The 26,618-nt window shown below is 51.8% G+C and carries 26 protein-coding genes; 4 read left to right on the top strand and 22 right to left on the bottom strand.

Annotation, left to right across the window (positions count from 1 at the left end; genetic code table 11):
- Positions 1 to 179 precede the first annotated feature (179 nt).
- The gene (locus ETV65_RS05065; RefSeq protein ID WP_129951808.1) at positions 180 to 893 is read left to right on the top strand and encodes a hypothetical protein; all 714 of its coding nucleotides are present in this window, start codon (positions 180 to 182) and stop codon (positions 891 to 893) included.
- Between the two features lie 12 nt (positions 894 to 905).
- Here the strand turns inward: ETV65_RS05065 and ETV65_RS05070 are convergent, their stop codons facing one another.
- The 7 genes from ETV65_RS05070 to lolC all read right to left on the bottom strand — a co-directional run bounded on the left by ETV65_RS05070 (position 906) and on the right by lolC (position 7,137).
- Positions 906 to 1,328, bottom strand: a complete 423-nt coding sequence (locus ETV65_RS05070; RefSeq protein ID WP_129951809.1) for a hypothetical protein — start codon at positions 1,326 to 1,328, stop codon at positions 906 to 908.
- 27 nt (positions 1,329 to 1,355) lie between these two features.
- On the bottom strand, positions 1,356 to 1,535 hold the full coding sequence (locus ETV65_RS05075) for a hypothetical protein (RefSeq protein ID WP_129951810.1): 180 nt from the start codon (positions 1,533 to 1,535) through the stop codon (positions 1,356 to 1,358).
- Between the two features lie 200 nt (positions 1,536 to 1,735).
- Positions 1,736 to 2,965, bottom strand: coding sequence for a peptidase T (gene pepT, locus ETV65_RS05080; RefSeq protein ID WP_129951811.1), 1,230 nt, complete (start codon positions 2,963 to 2,965; stop codon positions 1,736 to 1,738).
- Positions 2,966 to 3,111: 146 nt separating this feature from the next.
- On the bottom strand, positions 3,112 to 3,939 hold the full coding sequence (cobB, locus tag ETV65_RS05085) for a Sir2 family NAD+-dependent deacetylase (RefSeq protein WP_129951812.1): 828 nt from the start codon (positions 3,937 to 3,939) through the stop codon (positions 3,112 to 3,114).
- A 48-nt stretch (positions 3,940 to 3,987) separates the two neighbouring features.
- The gene (gene lolE, locus ETV65_RS05090; protein ID WP_129951813.1) at positions 3,988 to 5,238 is read right to left on the bottom strand and encodes a lipoprotein-releasing ABC transporter permease subunit LolE; all 1,251 of its coding nucleotides are present in this window, start codon (positions 5,236 to 5,238) and stop codon (positions 3,988 to 3,990) included.
- Positions 5,238 to 5,942, bottom strand: a complete 705-nt coding sequence (gene lolD, locus ETV65_RS05095; protein ID WP_129951814.1) for a lipoprotein-releasing ABC transporter ATP-binding protein LolD — start codon at positions 5,940 to 5,942, stop codon at positions 5,238 to 5,240. The genes lolE and lolD overlap by 1 nt, the downstream gene beginning before the upstream one ends.
- A complete protein-coding gene (gene lolC / locus ETV65_RS05100) occupies positions 5,935 to 7,137 on the bottom strand; it encodes a lipoprotein-releasing ABC transporter permease subunit LolC (RefSeq protein ID WP_129951815.1) in 1,203 nt (400 codons plus the stop codon). Before lolC ends, lolD begins: the two co-directional genes overlap by 8 nt.
- Positions 7,138 to 7,375: 238 nt before the next feature.
- Between lolC and mfd the strand changes: the two genes are divergently transcribed.
- The 3 genes from mfd to ETV65_RS05115 are packed head-to-tail and all read left to right on the top strand — an operon-like array spanning position 7,376 to position 12,409.
- Positions 7,376 to 10,819 (top strand): transcription-repair coupling factor, encoded by a 3,444-nt coding sequence (mfd, locus tag ETV65_RS05105; RefSeq protein ID WP_129951816.1) that lies wholly within the window; start codon positions 7,376 to 7,378, stop codon positions 10,817 to 10,819.
- A gap of 26 nt (positions 10,820 to 10,845) precedes the next feature.
- Positions 10,846 to 11,460 carry a nucleotidyltransferase family protein gene (locus ETV65_RS05110; protein WP_129951817.1) on the top strand — a complete coding sequence of 205 codons (615 nt, stop codon included), beginning with the start codon at positions 10,846 to 10,848 and terminating at the stop codon, positions 11,458 to 11,460.
- The gene (locus ETV65_RS05115; RefSeq protein WP_129951818.1) at positions 11,447 to 12,409 is read left to right on the top strand and encodes an XdhC family protein; all 963 of its coding nucleotides are present in this window, start codon (positions 11,447 to 11,449) and stop codon (positions 12,407 to 12,409) included. The genes ETV65_RS05110 and ETV65_RS05115 overlap by 14 nt, the downstream gene beginning before the upstream one ends.
- 60 nt (positions 12,410 to 12,469) lie before the next feature.
- On the opposite strand, the gene ETV65_RS05120 is transcribed toward ETV65_RS05115, so the two are convergent.
- The 15 genes from ETV65_RS05120 to fabF form a co-directional block, all read right to left on the bottom strand.
- The gene (locus tag ETV65_RS05120; protein ID WP_129951819.1) at positions 12,470 to 13,006 is read right to left on the bottom strand and encodes a glycine zipper 2TM domain-containing protein; all 537 of its coding nucleotides are present in this window, start codon (positions 13,004 to 13,006) and stop codon (positions 12,470 to 12,472) included.
- Positions 13,007 to 13,347: 341 nt separating this feature from the next.
- A complete protein-coding gene (locus ETV65_RS05125) occupies positions 13,348 to 14,652 on the bottom strand; it encodes an NAD(P)/FAD-dependent oxidoreductase (RefSeq protein ID WP_129951820.1) in 1,305 nt (434 codons plus the stop codon).
- A 312-nt stretch (positions 14,653 to 14,964) separates the two neighbouring features.
- Complete coding sequence (gene ycfP, locus ETV65_RS05130) at positions 14,965 to 15,507, bottom strand: alpha/beta hydrolase YcfP (RefSeq protein ID WP_129951821.1); 543 nt, start codon at positions 15,505 to 15,507, stop codon at positions 14,965 to 14,967.
- Between the two features lie 52 nt (positions 15,508 to 15,559).
- Positions 15,560 to 16,588, bottom strand: a complete 1,029-nt coding sequence (gene nagZ / locus ETV65_RS05135; RefSeq protein WP_129952139.1) for a beta-N-acetylhexosaminidase — start codon at positions 16,586 to 16,588, stop codon at positions 15,560 to 15,562.
- Positions 16,589 to 16,635: 47 nt separating this feature from the next.
- Entirely contained in the window at positions 16,636 to 17,466 is an 831-nt protein-coding gene (locus ETV65_RS05140; RefSeq protein ID WP_240782811.1) for a phosphotransferase, read from the bottom strand.
- 10 nt (positions 17,467 to 17,476) lie between these two features.
- Positions 17,477 to 18,079, bottom strand: a complete 603-nt coding sequence (gene lpoB, locus ETV65_RS05145) for a penicillin-binding protein activator LpoB (protein WP_129951823.1) — start codon at positions 18,077 to 18,079, stop codon at positions 17,477 to 17,479.
- A 21-nt stretch (positions 18,080 to 18,100) separates the two neighbouring features.
- Positions 18,101 to 18,469 (bottom strand): YcfL family protein, encoded by a 369-nt coding sequence (locus ETV65_RS05150; RefSeq protein ID WP_129951824.1) that lies wholly within the window; start codon positions 18,467 to 18,469, stop codon positions 18,101 to 18,103.
- 8 nt (positions 18,470 to 18,477) lie between these two features.
- Entirely contained in the window at positions 18,478 to 18,831 is a 354-nt protein-coding gene (gene hinT / locus ETV65_RS05155) for a purine nucleoside phosphoramidase (RefSeq protein ID WP_129951825.1), read from the bottom strand.
- Between the two features lie 187 nt (positions 18,832 to 19,018).
- Positions 19,019 to 20,452 (bottom strand): PTS glucose transporter subunit IIBC, encoded by a 1,434-nt coding sequence (gene ptsG / locus ETV65_RS05160; protein WP_129951826.1) that lies wholly within the window; start codon positions 20,450 to 20,452, stop codon positions 19,019 to 19,021.
- A 331-nt stretch (positions 20,453 to 20,783) separates the two neighbouring features.
- A complete protein-coding gene (locus tag ETV65_RS05165; protein ID WP_129951827.1) occupies positions 20,784 to 21,584 on the bottom strand; it encodes a metal-dependent hydrolase in 801 nt (266 codons plus the stop codon).
- A 38-nt stretch (positions 21,585 to 21,622) separates the two neighbouring features.
- A complete protein-coding gene (holB, locus tag ETV65_RS05170; RefSeq protein ID WP_129951828.1) occupies positions 21,623 to 22,642 on the bottom strand; it encodes a DNA polymerase III subunit delta' in 1,020 nt (339 codons plus the stop codon).
- On the bottom strand, positions 22,639 to 23,289 hold the full coding sequence (gene tmk / locus ETV65_RS05175; RefSeq protein WP_129951829.1) for a dTMP kinase: 651 nt from the start codon (positions 23,287 to 23,289) through the stop codon (positions 22,639 to 22,641). The genes holB and tmk overlap by 4 nt, the downstream gene beginning before the upstream one ends.
- Positions 23,279 to 24,304 (bottom strand): endolytic transglycosylase MltG, encoded by a 1,026-nt coding sequence (mltG, locus tag ETV65_RS05180; protein WP_129951830.1) that lies wholly within the window; start codon positions 24,302 to 24,304, stop codon positions 23,279 to 23,281. Before mltG ends, tmk begins: the two co-directional genes overlap by 11 nt.
- Positions 24,305 to 24,319: 15 nt before the next feature.
- A complete protein-coding gene (pabC, locus tag ETV65_RS05185; protein ID WP_129951831.1) occupies positions 24,320 to 25,117 on the bottom strand; it encodes an aminodeoxychorismate lyase in 798 nt (265 codons plus the stop codon).
- Positions 25,118 to 25,333: 216 nt separating this feature from the next.
- Positions 25,334 to 26,575, bottom strand: coding sequence for a beta-ketoacyl-ACP synthase II (fabF, locus tag ETV65_RS05190; protein ID WP_129951832.1), 1,242 nt, complete (start codon positions 26,573 to 26,575; stop codon positions 25,334 to 25,336).
- Positions 26,576 to 26,618 lie beyond the last annotated feature (43 nt).

Here is a 26,618-nt window from a genome sequence, read left to right on the forward strand (position 1 = left end):
CATTTATCATTAAGATACATACAGGGTACCCGGTATCCTGTATGTATTAATGAAGTTAACATTTCCATATTAATATAGTTTAACCGATGAATAAGGAGTTGGTAATAGTCACAGGTTACTTTTAATTTTATACTGCCTTTACAGACCCTCTATTCCCCTATAATGATGAAAGGCAAACCATGTTTTTTACAAAATTTTTCGAGAAAAATAAAGTTCATCCTATCCCATCACATTTTTCCGGAAATAAAATCACAACACATCCATTACAACACACTGATTGCAACCTGACGCTTAACATATCTCCTGAAATCACGCATAAACTCTTCAATACCATCAACGGAAACATTGCCAGGGATATAAGTAAGTTTGGAAAATCAGTAATGAACCCCAGTATGCTGGCTGATATTTCCCGTATGCATTATTATATTAATAATAAAAAAATATCGGTACCCGGCAATGAGATTAAATCAAAATTAAACTTCTCAGCTCAGATCCTTGAACCGCAAAACGAATGGATTCAGGAGCATATTGGTTCACTTTCCTCTTTCTTACATCAGGGCATTTTCCCGGATTTTTTTGGTGCCGTCGACGACTGGAAGGCCAGTGATAGCACTAAATGGAAAATCGCCATGGTTTCTCTGGACAGAAATAAAACCGATACACGTTTCTATATCTCCAGCAATGGCATGATCAGACTCATTACTCAGGCAAATATTACAAATATCATTCTCAGAAATAACGATATTTTGATGGTGGATAAAAATCGCAGCATTTTTACCCTCCAACTTTCGTTCCGTGCGGTGAAGATGCCTGACAGATGTATCATCACCACACAGGGTAACGAGGCAGATGGAAGCCAGATGGTTTTACACGGAATTGAACGATTAAAATAATTCCCGGTCAGTTCATCTAAGCCGAAAAATGAATTTTAAAGGATTAAGGTTCAGTGACTTGGCATGCAAACTTATTTTTACAGCCATATTTTTATCTCTAAGATAATTACAAGCTATCCCTATGCGCTTAGGCGTACAGGGTAAAAACCCTCCCTGCATGTAGTCAAAGGCCTTTGCACGTAACGATGAACGGACCAGCCCTGCATTAATAACCCGACCAACTATATCGGCACAATTCTTCCCTACAGTACGAAATGAGGATCCCCCTTGTTTATGGCAAATGTCATACCAGGCCATTTTCATCATGTGCTCATTCAGATTCATTAATCCGTAAATCACATCGGGGAGCCCGCCTTCAGCATAGGCATCAGACCGGTAAGTGGTTAAATCGGCATTTCCATGAGCGCTTATTCTGGAAGGAAATTTACCGAACAAGACTTTTTTAGCGTCTCCTGCCTCTGGTCACCAACTGACATAAAGGCTGGTTTCTAAAATATCACCAATAAACATTGACGCATGACCTGCACTCCCTGCATGCGGATACCAGATTAATACCCAGGCACTATATCGTGAGCTTGTTTCTGGTGTGAAGGTGCGTATTTTCACAAAATCTCGTAATTCTCTTATATCCGTTGCGTCCATTGCTTTAAATCCTTAAAAATAAAAAGCGTATCTTACAGGCATGGGATATGAGAAAAAAATACAAATTAGACATGCAACCCCAAAATATATTTAGATAATTTATATTTCGCCATAATGACAAGGAAACCAGAGGGGGGTAATCAAGAAAAGATAAACAGCCTTATATTGTTAAAATTTATAACTCAAAGGCTGACCTGGACTTATTGAGATTTATTCGCCGTCAGTTCCGCAATACGCATAATCACCGAGACGGCTTTTTCCATCCCTTCGAGCGTAACAAATTCATGTTTACCGTGGAAATTATATCCACCGGTAAAAATATTCGGACAAGGCAAACCGCGGAAAGAAAGTTGGGCGCCATCAGTGCCGCCGCGGATTGGCTTCATGACTGGCTCAATATCGCAATCTTTCATCGCCTGCTGCGCCAGCGCAATAATGTGCGGATGCCCGGCCACTTTGTCGCGCATATTGTAATAATGATCGTCGAGCGTCACTTCAATATAGCAGTCGCGGTGCAGGCCTTTGCCGACCACATGTGCGATATCGATAATTTTTTGCTTACGGGCTTCGAACTGCGTCTTGTCAAAGTCACGGATGATGTAATGCATTTCTGCGCGTTCAACATTGCCCTTGATGGTCGTCAGGTGATAAAAACCCTCGTAACCTTCAGTATGTTCAGGTGTTTCTTCCACCGGCAGTTCGTTGTGAAAACGGGTTGCCAGTGATAATGCATTTACCATCACCCCTTTGGCGCTGCCCGGGTGTACGTTGTTGCCGACAATTTTAATAGTGGCCGAGGCCGCGTTAAAGTTTTCAAACTCCAGTTCGCCCACGCCACCACCATCGACGGTGTAAGCCCACTGCGCGCCAAAGGCCGAAATATCAAAACTCTGCGCACCTTTGCCGATTTCTTCATCCGGCGTAAAGGCAATGCGTACCGGCCCGTGGGGAATATTGCTGTTTTTCAGCCGGACCATCGCGGTAATAATTTCAGCAATACCGGATTTATCATCAGACCCCAGCAACGTTTTGCCATCCGTAGTAATAATCGTATGGCCGAGAAGCTGGTGTAATACCGGGAACATCACCGGCGATAATATTTCATCGCCATTACCCAGCGCGATATCTCCGCCACGGTAATTTTCTACAATCTGTGGATTGACATGTTTCGCTGTGAAATCAGGTGCGGTATCCAGATGGGAAATAAAACCGATTACCGGCACATTCCAGGCGACATTGCCCGGCAAGGTGGCCATTACACAACCTTTATCACTGAGCGTAACCTGCGAAAAACCCAGTTCAGTCAGCTCATTACGCAAGGCCTGGGCCAGCCTGAGTTGCCCTTCAGTACTGGGCGTGTGCTTAACATTGGGCTTAGACTGAGTATCGAAAGAAACATAATGAAGAAAACGATCAAGCAACTTATTCATTGGGATATCCTCTGGCGGCTGGGTTTTATTATGCGCAGCATGAAAACCCTGAATATTGCGTCAGGTCATTTTTCACCAAGTTTAACGAGATATGTCTTTGGGGCAGGCGCAATTTTTTGGCGGGAACAGTAAAAAAAGCCTGGTGTTCACCAGGCCTGGTCTTTCTTAGTCAGGAACTTATGGACAAATTCCGGGACGATCTGGCTCGCCAGTCCGTAGTGCTTCATATCAAATTCACTTTCAACCTGACTCGGCTCAAGATTCAGCTCAACAGCACAGGCCCCCCCAATGCGCGCCTCATGAACAAATCCGGCAGCCGGATAAACGTGGCCTGACGTACCGATAGCGACAAAGAAATCGGCCTTAGCCAGTGCATCGTAAATTTCGTCCATACCAAAAGGCATTTCCCCAAACCAGACAATGTGCGGGCGCAGCGGTGCCGGAAACTGACAGCAATGGCAGCGGTCATCCACAGTCAGATCGCCTGGCCAGTCCAGCACCTGCCCTGACTGTGTACAACGCACTTTCAGTAATTCACCGTGCATGTGAATAACACGTGAACTGCCCGCGCGTTCGTGCAGGTTATCGATATTTTGTGTGACCAGCAGGAAGTTGTCGCCGAGTGCTTCTTCCAGCGTGGCCAGCGCGGAATGTGCGGCGTTAGGTTTGAGATCTTCAGCCTGCAACTGGCGGCGGCGCTCATTATAAAAACGCTGCACAAGTTCAGGATCACGGCGATAACCTTCCGGCGTCGCCACATCCTCGACACGGTGTTCTTCCCACAACCCGTCGGCAGCGCGGAAAGTACGAATGCCCGATTCGGCGGAAATCCCTGCGCCGGTCAGCACCACAACAAACGGTTTCTTCAGCGATGCAGCCGCCATCGAATCCCGGTGGAAGATATTTGACCGGAATCGCTGATGGCGAATACGCTTATTTTTGCGAAACCGACACAGACGATGACGTGTGCGCATGAAATGCTCCTTACTCTCTGTGTCTGATTAAAACTTCGTTTAAATAGATTACTGGCCGCCACTGAGTACGCGGGCAGGATCGATACGACTTGCACGGCGTGCCGGATACCAGCTTGCCAGCAGACTCAGTACCAGCGCAGTGAGCAGTACACCCGCCACATCCAGCCAGTGAACTTCAGAAGGCAGGAAGTCAATGAAATAAATATCGCCCGACAGGAACTGATGACCGGTCAGTTTTTGCAACGCATTGACGATATTCGTCAGCTGGAAAGCTGCGATCACGCCGATCACCACCCCCGCCACGCTGCCCACCAGGCCTGCCAGTAAACCGTACCAGATGAAGACCGCGCGGATAAGGCCGTCTTTTGCACCCAAAGTGCGTAAAATTGCGATATCACTGCTTTTATCTTTTACTGCCATCACCAGCGTCGAGACGATATTAAAACAGGCAACGCCAATCACCAGCACCATCGCCATATACATGATAGCGCGCACCATCTGGATGTCCCGGTACATATAGCCATACGTCCCGATCCAGCTGCTGATATAAACGTAAGCCTGCGTCACTTTCCCGGCATCATGCACCAGTTTCTGGGCGGCAAAGACATCGTTCACTTTGATATCAATACCGGTCACGCTGCTGCCCATATCCTGATATTGCTGGGCATCGGCCAGAGGCACCATGCCAAGGCTGTGATCAAGTTGTCCGCTGAGCTGCAAAATACCAGCTACCTGCAGGCGAATACGTTTTGGCTGTAACAGCTTCATCTCCGGGTCGCTGTTCGGGATCATCACCGTCACCCAGTCGCCCTGTTTCACGCCCACGGCATCCGCCACGCCTTTACCAAGGATCAGTTGCTGCTGACCGGCTTTAAAACTCTGCCAGGCATTATTCTGCACAAATTTCGGCGCAGCACTGACGCGCGGTTCACTCTGTGGGTCAACGCCTTTCAGCTGAATGGCACGCAGTTTGGCTCCGTGCTCAATCAGGCCGTTGAACTGGATATAGGGCGCTGCCGCCACTATTCCCGGCACTTTCTCCACACGATCCAGCACATCCTGCCAGTTGTTGAACGGCTGATTGACCGGGCGGATCTCGCCGTGCGGCACGACCGCCAGGACACGTTCTTTCAGCTCACGTTCAAAACCATTCATGGCACTGAGGCCGACGATCAGCACTGCCACACCCAGCGCAATGCCTAAGGTTGAAATCACCGAAATCAGCGACACCATGCCGCTGCGACGGCGGCCACGGCTAAACCGCAGACCAATCAATAATGAAAACGGAATGCCTGACATTACTTCGCTCCCAGCAACATCGAATCCTGTTGCAGCTTGCCGTCACGCATTTCCAGCTGACGCGTCAGGCGGTTTGCAAGTTGCAGATCATGCGTCACCACCAGAAATGCTGTTCCTTGACGCATATTCAGTTCGCCGAGCAGTTCGAAAATGCTGTCGGCATTACGCTGATCAAGGTTACCGGTGGGTTCATCGGCCAACACCAGCGAGGGATTATTCACCAGTGCACGGGCAATCGCCACGCGCTGGCGTTCACCGCCGGAAAGCTCGGAAGGACGGTGATTGCTGCGATGTTGCAAACCCACCGCTTCGAGCATCGCCATCGCCCGCTCCTGAACTTCTGCGGGTTTCTTTTTGCCGATCAGCAGCGGCATCGCCACGTTTTCCAGCGCGGTGAAATCCGGCAGCAAATGGTGGAACTGATAGATGAAGCCCAGTTCACGGTTGCGCAATTCTGATTTCGCCGATGAAGACATGCCGTTCAGCGACTGACCTTTGAAAATCACTTCACCGGACGTCGGGGAATCCAGCCCGCCCAGCAAATGCAGTAACGTACTTTTGCCGGAACCGGACGTCCCGACAATCGCCATCATCTCACCTGGCTGCATGGCAAAACTTACGTCACGCAGCACATCGGTGTGCATTTTGCCTTCCTGATAAGTCTTACAGAGGTTTTCACACTGCAATAATAAAGAATTACTCATAACGTAAAGCCTCTGCGGGATGGGTGGCAGCAGCGCGCCAGGAAGGATAAAGCGTAGATAATAAGGCGATGACCATCGCGACGAGCGCAATGACCACTACCTGAACCGGTTCGATATCGACCGGCAGCGATGCGCCATCAAGCATCAGCCCGATAGCGGGCATAATCGTATTCAGCTGAGTGGCAAGCACCACACCCAGCACGGCCCCGAGCAATGCGCCAATCACACCTGCACTGGCACCCTGCACCATAAACAGCGCCATAATCTGGCGGCGGCTTAAGCCCTGCGTTTGCAAAATGGCCACTTCGGCTTGTTTCTCCATCACCAGCAGTCCCAGTGACGTAATAATGTTAAACGCAGCGACGGCGACGATCAGGCTCAGCAGCAGCCCCATCATATTTTTCTCCATGCGCACCGCCTGGAACAATTCGCCGCGACGTTCCCGCCAGTCTTTCCAGCTGGCACCGTCAGGCAGTTTTTGCGTACTCAGACTGTCGACGTCCAGTGGTTTGTCGAGGAACAAACGCCAGCCGGTCACGTTACCTTTCGGATACAGCATCAGCCGGGAGGCATCCTGAATATTGACCAGCATCTGGTAACCATCCACTTCGCTGTTGGCGGAGAAGGTGCCGATAACATTGAACAAGCGCTGGCTCGGGACGCGACCGACCGGTGTAAACTGGCTGACGCTGGTGACCATCAGACGTAACTGATCGCCGCGACGCACTTTTAACTGTTGCGCCAGTTGATCGCCAAGAATCACGTTGTATTTACCGGGTTGAAGTTCCTGCTGGGCAACCCCAATTAAGTATTTTGCCAGCGGATCCTTCTGGTCAGGATCCACACCGAGCATTACCCCCACCGCGACGCTGCCGGGACTTTGCAGCACGACATCACCGGTGGTCAGTGGCACAGCGCTATTAACGCTTTTCAGCGCCGAGACTTGTTCATGCGTGATTTTTTGAGGGTCGAGAGACCCTCCCGGCGTGGTGATTAACGCCTGCGGCATCAGACCCAGAATGTTACCTTCCAGATCTTTCTCAAAACCGTTCATCACTGACAGCACGGTCACTAACGCCATCACCCCGAGGGTAATGCCAATAGTGGATAACCAGGAGACAAACCGCCCGAAGCGGTCCGAAGCACGTCCGCGCATGTAGCGCAGACCGATAAATAACGCGACAGGTTGATACATAACATCCGTTTTAAATGCTTGGCCGCAAATAAGTGCGTGGCGCAGACTAAAGTGATCAAGGATAATAAAGGCTAGCACCGCTTTATGGAACCATTAACCCAAAGTAATCGGTTTAACTTTGTGACGCCGTTGACCCTTTTATACCGTCAACGGGTTGACCGCGATTACTTCTGCAAAGCAAGATACGGTCTGCTAATTGGCCTCCGACAGCCGCCAAAACGAGAACTCAAAACAGCCTATGTCTCAAGATTATCGTTATTCGTTGCCTGAACGTCCGGGCGACACCCGCCTGTTAGGCCAGCTTACGGGCTCCGCCTGTGCGCTGGAATGTGCACAAATCAGTGAACGCCATACAGGCCCGGTTCTGCTGATTGCCCCTGATATGCAAAATGCCCTGCGCCTGCGCGATGAAATTCAACAGTTTACTGATAACAAAGTCCTGAGTATTGCGGACTGGGAAACGCTGCCTTACGACAGTTTTTCACCACATCAGGAAATTATTTCTTCCCGTCTTTCCAGTTTGTATCAGCTTCCAGCTATGAAGCGCGGCATCATTATTTTGCCGGTGAATACGCTGATGCAGCGAGTCTGCCCGCACGAATTCCTGCACGGCCACGCACTGGTGATGAAGAAAGGTCAGCAGCTCTCGCGGGATAAACTGCGTGCACAGCTGGAACAGGCCGGTTATCGCAGTGTGGATCAGGTGATGGAGCACGGTGAATTTGCGACCCGTGGCGCCCTGCTTGATTTGTATCCGATGGGTAGCGAAGAACCCTACCGCATTGATTTCTTTGACGATGAAATCGACAGCCTGCGCATTTTTGATGTGGACAGTCAGCGCACGCTGACTGAAGTCGAACACATCAATCTGCTGCCTGCCCACGAATTTCCAACCGATAAAAATGCCATCGAGTTGTTCCGCAGCCAGTGGCGCGAGAAATTTGAAGTGCGCCGCGATGCAGAACACGTTTATCAGCAGGTCAGCAAAGGAACCTTTCCTGCCGGCATCGAATACTGGCAACCGTTGTTTTTCAGCCAGCCGCTGACCACACTGTTTAGCTATTTACCGGAAAACACACTGGTGCTGAATACCGGCGATCTGGAAGCCGCTGCCGAGCGCTTCTGGCTGGACGCCTGCCAGCGTTACGAAAGCCGCCGCGTTGATCCGATGCGTCCGCTGCTTGAACCGGAAAACCTGTGGCTGCGCGTGGAGTCGCTTTATACCGAGCTTAAAGCCTGGCCACGTATTCAGTTGCGTACTGATTCACTGCCGAAAAAAGCTGCCAACACCAATCTGAGTTACGAAAAACTGCCCGATTTATCCGTTCAGCCCCAGAACAAAGCGCCAATGGATAATTTGCGGCGCTTCAATGAATCCTTTGCCGGCAGCCTGGTATTCTCCGTAGAAAGCGAAGGCCGCCGCGAAACGCTTCAGGATTTGCTGGCGCGCATCAAACTGATGCCAACGCTGATCACCCGCATTGAACAAGCCGAAACCGCCGGTCGTTACATCATGATTGGTGCCTCTGAACGCGGTTTTCTCGATGCCGGTAAACAGCTGGCACTGATCTGCGAAAGCGATTTGCTCGGTGAACGCGTGGCGCGCCGCCGTCAGGACAGCCGCCGGTCAATCAATACCGATACACTGATCCGTAACCTCGCCGAGCTGCGACCCGGCCAACCGGTGGTACACGTTGAGCATGGCGTGGGGCGTTATCTCGGGCTGACGACCCTGGAAACTGGCGGTATTACTGCCGAATACCTGATCCTGACCTACGCCGGTGAAGACAAACTTTATGTACCAGTGTCATCGCTGCATCTCATCAGCCGCTATGCCGGTGGCGCAGATGAGAGCGCGCCGCTGCATAAACTCGGTGGTGAAGCCTGGTCGAAAGCGCGGCAGAAAGCGGCAGAGAAAGTGCGCGACGTCGCCGCTGAACTGCTGGATATCTATGCCCAGCGCGAAGCCAAAAGTGGTTTCGCATTTAAACACGACAAAGAACAGTATCAGTTGTTCTGTCAGGCTTTCCCGTTTGAAACCACACCGGATCAGGCACAGGCCATTAATGCTGTACTGACTGACATGACCCAGCCGCTGGCGATGGACCGGCTGGTCTGCGGCGACGTCGGTTTCGGTAAAACAGAAGTGGCGATGCGCGCGGCTTTCCTTGCGGTATCCAACAATAAGCAGGTGGCTGTTCTGGTACCCACCACGCTGCTGGCACAACAGCACTTTGATAATTTCCGCGATCGTTTCGCCAGCTGGCCGGTGCGTATTGAAATGATGTCCCGTTTCCGCAGTGCGAAAGAGCAAAATGCGGTGCTGGAAGACGCAGTAGAAGGCAAAGTCGATATTATTATCGGTACGCACAAACTGCTGCAAAGTGACCTGCGCTGGAAAGATCTGGGGTTGTTAATTGTTGATGAAGAACACCGTTTCGGCGTGCGTCATAAAGAGCGCATCAAGGCGATGCGTGCCGACGTGGATATTCTGACCCTGACCGCAACGCCTATCCCGCGTACGCTGAACATGGCAATGAGTGGCATGCGCGACCTGTCGATTATCGCCACGCCGCCTGCGCGACGTATGGCGGTCAAAACCTTTGTGCGCGAATACGACAGCCTGGTGGTGCGCGAGGCAATCCTGCGTGAAATTCTGCGCGGCGGGCAGGTTTATTATCTTTACAACGATGTGGAGAATATCGAAAAAGCCTCGCAGCGGCTGGCGGAACTGGTCCCGGAAGCTCGCATTGCTATCGGTCACGGCCAGATGCGTGAACGCGACCTCGAACGTGTGATGAATGATTTCCACCATCAACGTTTCAACGTCCTGGTGTGTACCACTATCATCGAAACCGGTATTGATATCCCGACCGCCAATACTATTATTATTGAGCGTGCAGACCACTTTGGTCTGGCACAGCTGCATCAGCTGCGGGGTCGTGTGGGCCGCTCACACCATCAGGCGTATGCATATCTGCTGACGCCGCCGCCGAAAGCGATGTCGACGGACGCACATAAGCGTCTCGAAGCCATTGCCTCGCTGGAAGACCTGGGTGCCGGTTTTGCGCTGGCGACGCACGACCTTGAAATCCGCGGTGCAGGCGAACTGCTCGGTGAAGGCCAGAGTGGCCAGATGACCAGCATCGGTTTCTCGCTGTATATGGAGTTGCTGGAAAACGCTGTCGACGCGTTGAAAGAAGGCCGCGAGCCGTCGCTGGAGGATTTAACCACCAGCCAGACCGAAGTTGAAATGCGCATGCCTGCGTTGCTGCCGGAAGATTTCATTCCTGATGTGAATACGCGCCTGTCGTTATATAAACGTATCGCCAGTGCGAAAACAGAGGGAGAGCTGGATGAACTGCGCGTTGAGCTGATTGACCGTTTCGGCACCTTGCCGGACGGTGCGCGCAATCTGTTGCAGATTGCCGTACTGCGCCTGAAAGCCAAAGAGCTGGGCATCCGGCGCATTGAAGGTAATGAGCGCGGCGGATTCATTGAGTTTGGCGATAAGAACCGTGTCGATCCGGGCTTCCTGATTGGTCTGTTACAGAAACAACCGCAAGTTTATCGTCTGGACGGCCCGGCAAAACTGAAATTTATGTTAGATCTGACTGATCGTCCGAAACGGCTGAAGTTTGTCGGTGACATGCTGGGTGAGTTTACAGAACATCTGATCTGAAAATGAACAAGAGGAAGTCATGCAAAATGGCAGGTATTATTCTTCTCGCCGCGGGTACGGGGAGCCGGTTTATCGCCGCCGGTGGTGAAGGAAATAAACTGAATGCACGCCTGCAAAAGACAGCAGGAAACGTTGTCACTGTTTTTGAGGCAACGTTGCGTCAGGCGTGCGCGAGCCGGTTGCCGGTACATGTGATCACCCGCCCTGAAAACCGGCCGGTTCAGGCATGTTGTTTGCGTGAGGGAATACCGTTAACGCTCATCAGCAGCGCCGGCACCGGAGAATCCATAGCCGCGGGTGTGCATGCTACGGCGGGCTGGGACGGCTGGCTGATCCATCTGGCCGATATGCCTTTTGTCACCGCTGAAGTTTTCACCGCCGTGGCGGATCGCCTGCGCCAGGAGATGATCGTACGCCCGTACTGGCAAAATGAACCGGGGCATCCTGTCGGTTTTGCCCAGCCAATGCGTGAAAAACTTCGGCTCTTACGCGGTGACAACGGCGCACGTGAACTGCTCCGCAGCCATCGTATGTTGCGCCTGGATTTCAGCCATCCTGCCGTAATCACAGATATTGATATTCCGGCGCAACTTTCCCCGCCCCTGCTTATTTCAAACCTAAATCAGCATGCAGCATCTTGATAATGAAGTTATTTCCCAGGCCATAACATGGCTGGCACATCAGCCAGTATGGCTTTGCACCGTGCTCAACACGTACGGTTCGTCTCCGCGCGCGCCGGGCGCTCTGATGGCGGCGACACGCGACGGGCATTTTTGCGGATCGCTTTCCGGCGGTTGTGTCGAAGAGGATTTTTTACAGCGTATTGCCGCAGGTGAATACCGGCAACCGAGCCAGATCGTGCACTATGGCGAAGGAGGACTGACGCCCGACATTGCGTTGCCGTGCGGCGGTTCGCTGGACGTGCTGGTCGAATATTTACCGGCGACTGCCGGTAATGCCGGTTATCTGCAACGTATGGGAATGGCGCTTGCCGGGCATTATGCGCTCAGCAAATCCATCACGCCGCCTGCCGCCTGTGATCATCTGGCACCCGCTGAGTATTATCATGCGACGCAAATCATGCGCGACGGCAATTGCATCACGCTGCATCTGGCAGCACCCCCAAGGTTATTGATCGCCGGTCTGTCGGGTGTGGCACTTTACTGCGCCGATTTTGCCTGCGCCCTGGGCTTTGAAGTCGTGGTCTGCGAATGCCGGGACGACGTGCTGGAAAATTTCTTACCGAGACTGAAATCAGATATCCGGCTGGAAAGACAGTTCCCGGCAAAATATCTCGAACAGCAAAACTGCCATGCGAATACTGCGATTGTGGCGCTGACCCACGATCCGCGAATGGATGACCTGACACTGATGGAAGCGGTGAATACACCCGCGTTTTACATCGGCGCGATGGGGTCGCAGCTCAACAGCGCACGACGCCGTGAGCGTCTGCAAAGCATCGCTGATTTCAGTGAGGAAGATTTTTCCCGCCTGCATGCGCCGGTAGGATTACACATCGGCAGCAAGACCCCTGCGGAAATTGCACTGGCGGTCATGGCGGATATCGTCAAACACAAAAATGGTCTGTAAGCGGTATAAAAAAAGCCTGAGGTTCGCCTCAGGCTTTCATTTCTCACCGCTACCGCGTGTTTATGAACGGGTAAGTTGCAGCTGACCGCTTTTATCCAGCGGAATTTGTGTGCCCGGATCGTGGTCCATACGCACTTTCCCTTGCTGATCGCCTATTTTATAGGTCACATCATAGCCGAGCATTTTATCTTCTTTGTCATACACGGTTTTACAGCGCTGCTGTTGCGTGGTGTAGGTGTCATTATCCTGCATGCTGCTCTGCACACGGTTACCCGCATAGCCACCACCCAGTGCACCGGCTACTGTCGCAACATCACGTCCGCGACCGCCACCAAACTGGTGACCCAATACGCCACCGGCAACAGCCCCGAGTACGGAACCGGCAATCTGGTGCTCATCCTGTACAGGACGGCGGTGAGTGACTGTCACATTACGACATTCCTGACGTGGGGTTTTTGTGGTCTCTTTGATTGGCGTTGCGCTGACAACCTGCGCATATTGCGGGCCAGACGAAAAGACGTTCATGCTCGCGACGCCAGCAATGCCCAACGCCGCAGCCACACCAATACCGACCCCAGCTAACATTGACTTGTTCACAGGACTTCCTCCGAAAATGTTACCACGCAATTCGTACCCTCCCGGGACGCTCCTCAGCGAACAGCCCTATATCTGAGGTCCGGCGTGCGTGAATCGCCGTCTGTAAACTTATCGTCAAGTCTGCCCACCCAAACGTAAGCAAACAATAAGACGAACTCTGTAAGTGAGGAAAATGACCTGTCCCGTGAAGTGTTTCGGAGGATTCTTAGCTGACAACATAAAGAGGTCGTGATCGTATGCGTGTTGAGAAAGGATTACGCAGCAAATAGAAAAGCCTGCGGTAAACAGGCTTTTTAGGTGTGTCACGATTTCGCTGCTATCCCTAAGAGAGATGACCGGAATCAGTGCAGTTTAAGACGCGGGCGGATTACCCGGTTAATACCACCGACCAGCATCATCAGACCGGTTTTAATGTAACCGTGCAACGCAATCTGGTGCATGCGGTACAGCGAGATATAAACCAGCCTCGCCAGTCGGCCTTCGACCATCATGGAGCCTCGCATCAGATTACCCATCAGGCTGCCGACAGTGCTAAAGCGTGACAAAGACACCAGCGAGCCATGGTCTTTATAGACGTAAGGTTTCAGGCCCTGCCCCTTGCGCTGCGCCATAATATTGGCGAAGCAACGGGACGCCATCTGGTGTGCAGATTGCGCACGTGGTGGCACAAAACCCCCCGCAGGTTGCGGGCAGGAAGCACAGTCGCCAATCGCGTAGATGTTCGGATCACGCGTGGTTTGCAACGTCGGCTCAACCACCAGCTGATTAATCCGGTTGGTTTCCAGGCCCGCGATCTCTTTCATGAAATCAGGGGCTTTAATCCCGGCGGCCCAGACCATCAGGTCTGCTTCGATGAACTCGCCGGACTTGGTGTTCAGGCCATTTTTATCAGCACTGGTGACCATCGTTTGTGTCAGAACCTGCACACCCAGTTTGGTCAGCTCATGGTGCGCCGCCGCAGAAATACGCGGAGGTAAGGCAGGCAGAATGCGTTCACCGGCTTCCACCAGCGTGACATTCAGCGCTTCGCTGTCCAGCCCTTCAAAACCATAGCTGTGCAGTTCTTTTACCGCATTGTGCAACTCGGCAGACAATTCAACGCCGGTTGCCCCACCCCCCACAATGGTGATATTCACCTTCTTCTGTTTGTCGGAACTGGCAGAGAATTTGAGGAAAAGGTTCAGCATTTCGTTATGGAAACGGTGTGCCTGATGCGGGTTATCCAGGAAGATGCAGTGATCTTTGACGCCCGGTGTACCAAAGTCATTAGAGGTGCTGCCCAGCGCCATCACCAGTGTGTCGTACGCGATATCACGCACCGGCACCAGTAATTCGCCGTTCTCGTCGCAAATTTCAGCCAGTTTGATGGTCTGGTTTTCGCGGTCAATGTCGGTCAGTGAACCGATCTGGAAAGTGAAACCATGGTTACGGGCATGAGCCAGATAGCTCAGCGCATCGACGCCATCATCCAGACTGCCGGTCGCCACTTCATGTAATAAAGGTTTCCATAGATGGCTGTGGTTGCGATCGACCAGAATGATCTCCGCTTTTTTGTTGCGGCCAAGTTTATGGCCCAGACTGGTTGCCAGTTCCAGACCGCCGGCGCCACCGCCGATAATCACAATTTTTTTCACTGGTGATGTCAAAATGACCCCCTCAAATGTGAACCAATTGTTATATAAGAGTAAAAATATTATCCTTATATTACATAGGGTTGCTTAAGTTAAATCGGTATCTGAGACGGAGGATATCACGCGTGGTGATTTGGTCATACCAAAATTGATATAGGTCAATTTAAATTCAATTGGATAATTTAATTTAGGAAAATGGCACGCGTTTTGCCATTTTTAAATCAGCGAGTTAGAGACAGAACCGGCAGGAAACGGTTCATGGCCGGCGAAGGGTATAAATGAAAAACCACTGCGCGAAGGCAGTGGTTTCAGAAACGACAGGTTAAATCAGGCGATATTTTTGAATGCTTTAATCCGTTGCAGATGCGTCGATATATCTTTGAATTTATGGCTCTGATGCTCGTCCCATTCAACCGGATAATAGTGATGCAATTTCTCAGCCGTTTTGCTGCTGTCGAGTACACCGTCTTCACGGGATAAAATCACCAGGCAGCGGTCACGGTTTTTCTCGCGGAAATCACTGATGCACTTGGTGGCGATGTCTTCATACTCTTCAGGACGGTCGATTTTTCCGGCCATATTATCCTGCGGTGACAAATTCGGGTTGAACATCACCTGACGGATCCCACACAGGAATCCGATGCGCTCGGCCCAGAAGGCTCCAAGCCCGACGCCGCAAATCAGCGCGTTTGTGTCCGTCGTTTCATGCAGGACTTTATCCACTTCTTTGAGCAAATGTTGCATGTCATGACGCGGGTGGAGCGTGCTGTAGCTGATGAAGCGCACGTCCGGATCAATGAACTGTAACTGCAAAACTTTTTCATGGTTACCGGGACTGGTTGAATCGAAGCCATGCAAATAGATAATCATCGTTTACCTCATCCTGAATGTGCGTTGACCCCTTCACGCGGTCGAAAAAACGTTACAGGGCTGCCTGTTTGTGTTCCTGCCAGCGGGCATCGAGTGTGGTCAGATCACGGTTTGCCTCTTTCCAGCGACTTGAATTTTGCAGATCCTGACGGGCCTGTTTTCCACTGTACAGTCCGCGATGATACAACTGCGTAACACGCTCAGCGTTGACCGGGGACAGGTTATCCAGCACGCTCACCGCGCCTTGCCGGTTATTACAGGCAAGGATCATGTCACAGCCCGCATCCAGCGAGGCCTGTGCCCGTTCGGGATAACTCCCCATAATGGCCGCGCCTTCCATTGATATATCATCGGAGAAGATCACGCCGTTGAAATTCAGCTCTTTGCGCAGAATTTCCTGTAACCAGTATGGTGAACCACTGGCCGGGCGCGGATCGGCCTGGGTATAAATCACATGTGCAGGCATCACCGCATCCAGCAATTTACGTTCGTTAAGCTGGCGGAAGATAGCCATGTCGTGCTGACGGATAACCTCCAGCGGACGATCGTCACGCGGTGTTTCTTTATGGGAATCTGCGCTGACGGCACCGTGGCCCGGGAAATGCTTACCGGTGGTTTTCATACCGGCGGAATGCATGCCGAGAATATACTGCTCAGCCATTTCCAGCGCTTTACGGGGTTCTGCGTGGAACGACCGCTCACCGATAGCTGCGCTGATATGCCCGATATCCAGTACAGGCGCAAAGCTGATGTCGATATCCATCACAATCATTTCTGATGCCATCAGCCAGCCGCTTTCCTGCGCCAGGCGTCCCGCTTCGTGCGCTTCGTTGAGCGCTGCAAAAGATTGCGCGGCAGGCAAACGGGTAAAACCTTCACGAAAACGCTGTACGCGCCCGCCTTCCTGATCGACGGCCAGCACCAATCTGTCGTGCGACGCGGCACGGATCTGGCGGATCAGTTCATGCAACTGATCGACATCATGATAATTCCGGGTGAATAAAATCAGCCCACCCACCAGCGGGTGCTGCAAAATTTCACGTTCTTCAGCATCCAGCGCGTAGCCAGCGACATCCAGCATGACAGGTCCCAACAAAATGGACGCTCCTTTTCTTTTTCATATGATCATCACGGGCGCAACGGGTGCGCCCATTCACTGTATTGATTCTCGCCGGTCTGCTGCCAGCGCACTTCAAACCACATCAGCATCAGGTAGTTGACCCAGGGGATCCAGCGGTTAACCTGCTGCTGCAACAGGGACAGGTTCTGATACCCGCCAGCCTTTACGTACTCGTACAGGAACGCCCTTTTTTGCTGCTCGTTCCAGTCGTTGCCGCGAATAAGCGCCGCCAGCTCCAGTGCAATATCCGCATTCGCCGCGTACTCCCAGTCAATCAGGCGCAGCCCCTGCGGCGTATTCAGCACATTTCCCGCGTGAATATCCATATGTACCAGCGCCAGTTTCAGCGGTGACGGCGGAACCTGCGACAACATCTGGTGGTGTAAACGCAACCAGCGTGGCGTCAGCCTGCGCCTGTCGATATGTTGCCAGTAACGGGCAAATTGCTGCTGTAAATCCAGCCGGTAACCCGACGGCGGCAACTGATGTAACGTCACGAGACGTTCGCATAAGGCGTTGCGCACTGAAGCGTCAGTGAATGCCTGTTCCTCCAGCGGTGTTCCGTCAACCCAGTCGACTATCAGCCATGGCGGAGAATAAAGTCTGACACGCGGACCTAATTTATGCCGCGCGATATGCCGCAAAATCGCAGATTCACGCTGGCGGTCAGCGCCCGAAACTTGCCGCTGAGCAGACTGATGCCGTGCCAGAAAGTCGCCGGCAGGGGAACTTATTTTCCAGCTTTCGCCGGTCAGGCCGGCAACCGGTAATAAACGAAAACCGGCGGTTTTCACCGCCGGATAATGTTGTTCAATCAGTTGCTGTAGTTCGGATTGCACAAGCCCGGCGTTAATTCTGAACGGCACCGCGGCCTGACCAGACGATTTCACCGCTCGGTGCGGTAAGCAGACGCATCGACATGGTTGGCGCTTTGACATCGCCGCTCACCGTGCTGTAAAGGACATATTGCGCTTTCACGATGTTTGCCAGGCCGATGGCCTTGCTGACAGAAGCCAGGCTGTCGTCCGGCGATAATCCCAGTGACTGTTTGGCCGAAGCCAGTTGCCCGGCAGGCACTACCTGGAAGGTGGTGTTGTTGGCCAGTGCATTACGCAATGCATCGGTAGCTTTTGCCATTTGCAGGGAACCGTTGGTGCTGTTTTTCACCCCGTCCACCAGCAGCACGCTGCCCGGCTGCACACCACCGGATTTCAGCATCTTCGCGAGCATTGGCTCGACGGTTGCGGTCCAGTCGATATTGGCAAATTTAGGCGGCTGCGGGACCGGCTGGATCTGTGGTTGTTCAGGAACAGGCGGGTTCACCGGTGGCAACGGTTGCTGAGGCTGTTGCGGTTGTTCAGGCTGCTGTGGCTGGGTTTGTTGCTGGTTTGGCAACGTACAACCGCCAAGGATCAATGCGGCCATTGCCACAATGAGGAAATACTTTTTCATCAACCTTCTCCGTACAGAAAATTAAAGATAAAGGTAAATACGCACACTGTACGCATCAAGATTACCGTTCAGGGAACTGACGTCCACGCTGCTGTTCGCAGGAACAGTAATGGTTCTGGCCTCGGCGACCGGGAATAAATCCAGCCCCTGTTTATCATACCAATAGAAACGGTAATGCAGGGTGACAGAGTGTGGCTGGTTGTTATTCAACGTGGTGGTGGCTTTTTTCTGCCCGCCGGAATCAGACACGGATGGTGAACTTGGGATGATGCCCGCCGTCAGAACGGGGGACTCCATGACCACTCTTTGCTGATTATTCAGCGCAATAGTGGGCGTGCTGCTACAGCCAATCAATAAAATTACCGGCAATAACGCCATCAGAAAACGCATGTTTACCCTTACTGACGCGACAGCAATGGACCCAGTGCACGGCCACCGACCAGATGCATATGGATATGATAAACCTCCTGACCGCCGTCACGGTTGCAGTTGACGATCAGGCGATAACCGCTTTCGGCGATACCTTCCTGTTCAGCAATTTTTGCCGCCACCGTCATCATTCTGCCCAGTGCCGCTTCATGCGTTTCATCAACGTCATTCATTGTCGGGATCAGAATATTCGGGATAATCAGAATGTGGCTAGGTGCCTGAGGAGAAATGTCGCGAAACGCAGTGACAAGTTCATCCTGATAAACCACATCAGCAGGGATTTCACGGCGAATGATTTTGCTAAAAATTGTCTCTTCGGCCATCTTAACTGTCCTTAACAAAGTAAAAAGCGTTGTACGCAGTATGGGTTAGAATTTCCATTCCTTTCAACCTGATTACGCGTTTTGATGCTTAATTGACGCAGAAAGCGTCAGCCAGCGCTCCGCTGAATCGCAGACATAAAAAAAGGAGGCCGCAGCCTCCCTTCTCAGAACCAGTCATTGCTCACCATTAATGGCTACGCATGTACTCGTCCATGTCGGTTTTCAGGTTGTCAGACTTGGTACCGAAAATCGCCTGAACACCAGAACCTGCAACAACCACACCTGCCGCACCCAGTTTTTTCAGGCCAGCCTGATCCACTTTGGAGACATCCGCGACACTGACACGCAGACGGGTGATACAGGCATCAAGGTTTGTGATGTTTTCTTTGCCGCCGAAAGCCTGAACCAGAGAGGCAGACATTTCAGAACCGCCCTGCGCTGTGGTTTCGCTGGTGGTATCTTCGCGGCCAGGTGTTTTCAGATCCAGTTTCGCAATCAGGAAACGGAAGATGCTGTAGTAAACCACCGCATAGACTGCACCAACGATTGGGAACAGCCAGATTTTGCTGCTGTTACCGCTCAGAACGATAAAGTCGATCAGACCGTGCGAGAAGCTGGTACCGTCACGCATGCCCAACAGAATACAGATTGGGAATGCCAGACCGGCCAGAATCGCGTGGATCACGTACAGGATCGGCGCAACGAACATAAAGGAGAATTCGATTGGCTCGGTGATACCGGTCAGGAACGCAGTCAGGGCAGCGGAAATCATAATGCCGCCGACTTTTGCACGGTTTTCAGGTTTCGCTGAATGCCAGATTGCTACCGCAGCAGCAGGCAGACCGTACATTTTGAACAGGAAGCCACCGGACAGTTTACCCGCAGTCGGGTCACCCGCCATGTAACGTGGGATATCGCCGTGGAACACCTGACCTGCAGAGTTCACGTACTCACCGATTTGCATCTGGAATGGAACGTTCCAGATATGGTGCAGACCAAACGGTACCAGCGCACGTTCAACAACGCCGTAGATACCGAATGCCACCACCGGGTTCTGGTAAGCAGCCCATTGTGAGAAGGTCTGGATACCTGTACCGATTGGCGGCCAGATAAAGGACAGCACCACACCCAGGATAATTGCAGCCAGACCAGAGATGATCGGAACAAAACGTTTACCGGCAAAGAAGCCCAGGTATTCCGGCAATTTGATACGGTAGAAACGATTGAACATGTATGCCGCAATCGCACCCGAGATGATACCGCCCAGTACACCGGTATCAGCCAGATGCTTGGCCGCAATTTCTTCAGCGGGCAGATGCAGAACCAGTGGTGCAACAACCGCCATGGTTTTCACCATGATGCCGTATGCCACAACGGATGCCAGTGCAGAAACACCGTCATTGTTAGTGAAGCCTAAGGCAACACCAATAGCAAAGATCAGAGGCATGTTAGCGAAGACTGAACCACCGGCTTCGGCCATAACATGAGAAACGATCATTGGAAGCCAGCTAAAGTTTGCAGAACCGACACCAAGCAGGATACCTGCGATTGGCAGTACGGATACTGGCAGCATTAGCGATTTACCGACCTTTTGAAGGTTTGCAAACGCGTTCTTAAACATAATTGATTGTGCTCCTGAGTAATGATGCTTTTTGATACTTCTTGCGGTTTAGCCTGATAACTCACCGCTTTGCAAAAGTGTTGTGAACCTTTTGCTGCCGGGTGTCTGAGCACCCCTTTTAATTTTTACGCAGGGTAAAATAATTCCCTTTGTTAATGTTTGATGGCAGTCACGTTTTTCTGAAAAATGCATTAAGAGCGTCTTAAAAGCCATCATTTAACAACATAAAATCTGAATAAAAGCCTGCGGCACCGCCAAAAACGGTGCCAAGATACCTCATTAACAGGATTAATTACGAGGTGAAAAATAAATACAGGGAATATGACCTGGCCTAACGCGAGATCAAAGTGGAGGAGTCGATGTGAAATAAGTGTGAAAAGTTTGCTGTAGTCGCTTCGGCAAGCCGTTCCACGCTGACGCCCTTGAGGACGGCCATATATTCGGCAACGTCACGCACATAAGCTGGCTGGTTTTCCTTTCCGCGATGCGGCACCGGTGCCAGATACGGCGAATCGGTTTCCACCAGCAAACGATCCAGCGGGACATAGCGTGCCACCTCCCGTAACGCTTCTGCATTACGGAAAGTCACAATGCCGGAGAAAGAGATATAAAAACCCAGATCCAGCAGAAACTCAGCGGTCGGTAAATCTTCGGTGAAACAGTGCAGCACGCCACCACATTCCCCGGCTTTCTCTTCTTTTAGAATATCCAGCGTATCCTGTCGGGCATCGCGTGTATGCACAATCACCGGCTTGTTCAGTTCACGGCCAATGCAGATATGCTCCCGGAAAGAGTCCTGCTGTAACTTCAGCTGAAGAGCCTCTTTCTGATAAAAATAATCCAGACCGGTTTCACCCATCGCCACCACTTTTGGACTGGCCGCCAGCTCACGCAATGTATTGAAATCATAACCATCATCAATATTTAACGGGTGAACACCGCAGGAAAATGCCACCTCCGGGCGATCACCAATCAGCTGCGTCATCGACTGATAGCCTGGCAATGTTGTTGCGACAGCCAGCATAAACTTCACATCACGTTCGCGGGCTTTTTCCAGCACGCTGTCCACGCCGGAATGCAATTCGTTGTAATCCAGGCTGTCGAGATGACAGTGGGAATCGACTAAAAACATAATTATTAACTCGTCGGTCTGTTAAAGATAAAAAAATATCAGCGCGATAGTGCGGAACTGAAAATAGACGGGGAAACTGTCCCCTGAAGCATTTGTTCCCATTCCAGCAATTGTTCTGTCAGCAACAGTTCGCGGTTTATCCCCACGATGGAAAGTAATTGCTGACGGCAGTGCATCCATGCTGTAACCGACTGTTGCAGAGAGGCGTTAGTCTGTGCATCCGCCAGCAAGGTAATCAGCGGTTGTTGATCATGATTGATGATGTACTGCCCGGCATGTTGCTGCCATTTGATAGCATCGAGCAATAACGTCGCCAACCAATACAGGCGTTCGGCGGCATCGTCATGATTAAGCTGGGGCAACAGAGAAAGCATATCCTGCTGCTGGCACTGCACATAAAGCTGCTGGCAAAGCGCTACGCGTTGTTTCCAGCGCTCCGGCTGCAACAACTGAATCGCCGATAATGGTCCGCCGTTGGTCAGACGCAAAGCGGTTTTAATCGCGACCGGATCTGCACTGAGCTGGCGATTGATCCAACGCACCGCCAGTGTTTCTTCGGGCACCGGCAGATGCCAGTAGAAGCAACGACTGCGGATCGTCGCCAGTAAGGCCGAAGGCTCACGGCAACCAAGCAGGAAATAGGTACCTGCCGGCGGCTCTTCGAGCGTTTTCAACAAGGCATTGGCCGCCGCTTCAGTCAGCATTTCCGTCTGCGGGATCCACACAACTTTTGCACCGCCCTGCTGTGAATAGTTGTACAACGTTTCAATAAGCTGACGCACAGGGTCGATGCCCAGTGAGCTTTTGCCCTTTTCAGGCTGAAGAATATGCCAGTCAGGATGGTTTCCGGCAATCATCAGCTGGCAGCTATGGCAGGTCCCGCAGCTTTTTTCGCCGTCTTTATGCTGGCAAAGCAGCCAGCGACTCAGGCCATACACCAGCGCCTCATCGCCTAACCCCGTAGCCACGTGCATCAGCAAAGCGTGATGCCCCCGCCCCGTCTGGTATTGTGCAACCAGTTTTCTGTACGGGTCACTGAGCCACGGATACCAGTTCATGAGGCGTTGCCTTGTAAAGCCTGCTCATCGAACCAATTTTTCAACGTCAGCCTGATAGCGGCAGTGACCTGTTCAATGGATTGTGAGGCATCAATAGTTTTGATGCGATTGTCTTCAGCGGCCAGTTCGAGATAACGCCTGCGTGTACGCTCAAAGAAAGGCAAAGCTTCCTGCTCAATGCGATCCAGTTCTCCCCGGGCACGGGCGCGTTGCAGGCCGACAGCCGGAGGCAGATCAAGATACAGCGTCAGATCAGGTCGGAAATCGCCCAGGACAGTATCGCGCAACGAACTCATCAGATTAGCGTCAATCCCACGACCGCCCCCCTGATAAGCCTGTGAAGAGAGATCATGACGGTCACCGACAACCCAGGCCCCACGTGCCAGAGCAGGTAAAATAACCGTTTCAACCAGCTGAACACGGGCCGCATAAAGCATCAGTACTTCTGCTTTCACGGTAGGTTTTTCGCCATCAACGCCACGTTTGAATAAATCGCGTAATTTTTCAGCAAGCGGCGTTCCCCCCGGTTCACGGGTGAACACGATTTCCTCCACGCCGTGCTGACGCAGAGCATCGACGACCACATCGTGAGCCGTCGTTTTCCCTGCCCCTTCAAGGCCTTCAATCACGATGAAGTTACTTTTCATTCTTATTCTTAAGCGCCTCTATGTACACACGAACCGCCTTGTTATGGTTCTCAAGATTCGTGCTAAAAGTATGCCCGCCTTTGCCGTCAGCGACAAAATAAAGATACGGTGTTTTGGCCGGATGCGCGGCCGCCTGCAGTGAGGCTTCGCTCGGCATCGCAATGGGCGACGGCGGCAGGCCAGTGATCACATAGGTATTGTACGGGGTTGGCGTTTCCAGATCTTTCTTCGTAATGTTGCCGGTGTATTTATCACCCATTCCGTAAATCACCGTCGGATCGGTTTGCAGTCGCATCCCTATACGTAAACGGTTGATAAATACTGACGCGACCTCAGGGCGTTCATCTTTCACTGCGGTTTCTTTTTCGATAATCGACGCCATGGTAACCATATCAGCAGGCGTTTTATACGGCAGAGAATCCATGCGACCTTTCCAGATATCCGCCACCGTTTTTTCCATCCGTACATGCGCACGTTTGAGTAACGATAAATCTGTCATACCCGCCGTGTAATGGTAGGTATCGGGATACAGCCAGCCTTCAACGTTTTTAGTCTCCGTTTCGCCCAGCGCGGCGGCAATGTCTTCGCCACTTTTACCGCTGAGTTCATGTTTCAGATACTCTGATTTATCCAGAACCTTCATCCAGTCGCTGAGCTTAAAACCCTCGACAAAACGCACGCTGAATTGTGCCTCTTTACCGCTTCTCAACAGTTCAAGCATCTGACGAACTGTCATGCCTTTTTCAAAACGGTAGGTACCGGCTTTAAACTCACTCAGCGCCGGCTCTAAACGCAATAACCACGGAAACCACGGGTTAGGTTTCATCAGTTTTTTATCGATCAGCAGTGTTTCCAGCACCACGCGGCCCGTACCCGCTGGCAGGGTAAAGATCATTTCACTGCTGACATTGATCGGGCGATCCGCAAACTGTTTTACTTTCTGATAGGCAAACGTCGCCAGCCCTAACAGAATCAGGACAATCAGGGCGAAGATTTTGGTCTTTTTGTTTGTCATTGTTTAATCACTTTTTTAACAGTTCTGGAGCAGGAAATCGTACAAACGCCGTGAAGCGTAATATTGATTATCGATCTGATTCACCGGCAGTACCGGCATCAGGGCGTTACAAATCAGGATCTCATCGGCATCTGATAGCGTGCCCGGCGGCTCACTGACTATGTGCACCCCCCGGGGGGATGTCGCTTCAAGTACGCGGATGAGATGCTGACGCATAATACCGTCAACGCCTGACTGCGATAAATCCGGTGTAAAAACCTGATTTCCCTTACGCCAGAATAAATTAGCGGCACAGCATTCCACCAGGCAGCCCGAAGTGTCAACCACCAGCGCTTCATTAGCCTCTGTCTGGTCAAGATGCATGCGGATCATCACCTGTTCCAGCCGGTTAAGATGTTTTATGCCGGCCAGCAAGGGAGCCTTGCTCAGTGTTACCGGGCTTAGGGCCAGTTTCACGCCCTGTTTCCGCCATGCGTGATAATGCACCGGGTAAGCAGAAACAGAGACAATGCGCGTCGGCGCAGAACAACCGGCGACGCTGTAACCACGGCCGCCCTGCCCGCGCGTCACAACGGCTTTAACCACTGCCTCTTGCTGCTGTCCGGCAGCCAGAACCATTTCCTGTTCCAGCGCCGCCCAGTCCACACCCTCGATACGCAGTACCGACGCTGCACGCTGCAGACGGTCAATGTGCCTGGACAGAAATTCAATTACACCGTCTGACACCCGGGCTGTGGTAAAGCAACCATCACCAAACTGCACTGAACGGTCACTGGCCGGCAACGTCGCGGCCGCCACACCGTTAATCCACATGATTACTTCCTCCGGATCTCATGGTCATGCTTGACTGCAGAGCCTGCGTGAGCCGGTCTGTCGCATCAAGGAGAGCATTCTTACTTTATCGTATTGAAACGCGCTGCCAGCAGGAACAGGCATCCCGTTTACGCATTGTTGTATTCAGGCGTCGCTTTTATTCAGACAGCAAAAAGGCCCGATTAACGGGCCTTCACAAACACAGCGTGTGCCGGTTCAGATCTTACGGAACACCAGCGAACCATTGGTACCGCCGAAACCAAATGAGTTACACAGCGAATACTGCATATCTTTCACCTGGCGCGCTTCGTGAGGAACAAAATCCAGATCACAACCGTCATCCGGATTATCCAGATTGATGGTCGGTGGAACCATCTGGTCGCGTAATGCCAGTAAAGTGAAAATGGACTCCACTGCACCGGCCGCACCTAACAGATGACCAGTCATCGACTTGGTGGAGCTGACCATAACTTTTTGCGCATCGGCACCAAAGACGGCTTTAACTGCCTGTGCTTCAGCTTTATCACCCGCCGCCGTCGACGTACCATGCGCATTGATATAACCAATCTGCGCTGCAGAAACACCCGCATCACGCAGTGCGTTTTCCATCGCCAGTGCCGCACCCGCGCCATCTTCAGGCGGTGATGTCATATGATAAGCATCACTGCTCATGCCAAAACCGACAATTTCCGCATACATTTTTGCGCCGCGTTTGCGGGCATGCTCGTACTCCTCCAGCACCATAATACCTGCGCCGTCACCCAGTACGAAACCATCACGATCTTTATCCCACGGACGGCTTGCCGCCTGAGGGTTGTCATTGCGCGTAGAAAGCGCACGTGCTGCACCGAATCCCCCAACACCTAACGGTGTACTGGCTTTTTCAGCACCGCCTGCCAGCATCACGTCGGCATCGTTATAGGCGATGATACGTGCTGCATGACCAATATTATGCACACCAGAAGTACAGGCTGTTGCGATAGAAATACTCGGTCCACGCAACCCGAACATGATACTCAAATGACCTGCAATCATGTTGACGATAGTTGATGGCACGAAGAAAGGACTAATTTTGCGCGGTCCGCCGTTAACCAATGAGGAATGGTTTTCTTCAATCAGACCAAGTCCGCCGATACCGGAACCGATCGCCGCACCAATGCGTGTCGCGTTCTCAGCAGTCACTTCAAGCCCGGAGTCTTGCATCGCCTGAATACCGGCAGTAATACCATACTGAATAAAGGCATCCATCTTGCGGGCATCTTTTCGCGGGATGAAGTCTTCACAGTTAAAATCTTTTACTAAGCCAGCAAAACGCGTTGCGTAGGCACTAGTATCAAAATGGTCGATCAGGCTGATGCCACTCTGACCGGCAAGGAGAGCGTTCCAAGTGGACTCTACAGTATTGCCGACAGGAGACAGCATGCCCAGTCCAGTCACTACAACTCGACGCTTAGACACGTGTGTCCTCCAGGGAGGGAAAAAAGTAGTAATACCGTGGGAT

Source organism: Rahnella sp. RFA10(1/100) (assembly GCF_004195115.1).
In the GTDB taxonomy this organism is placed as follows: domain Bacteria; phylum Pseudomonadota; class Gammaproteobacteria; order Enterobacterales; family Enterobacteriaceae; genus Rahnella; species Rahnella perminowiae.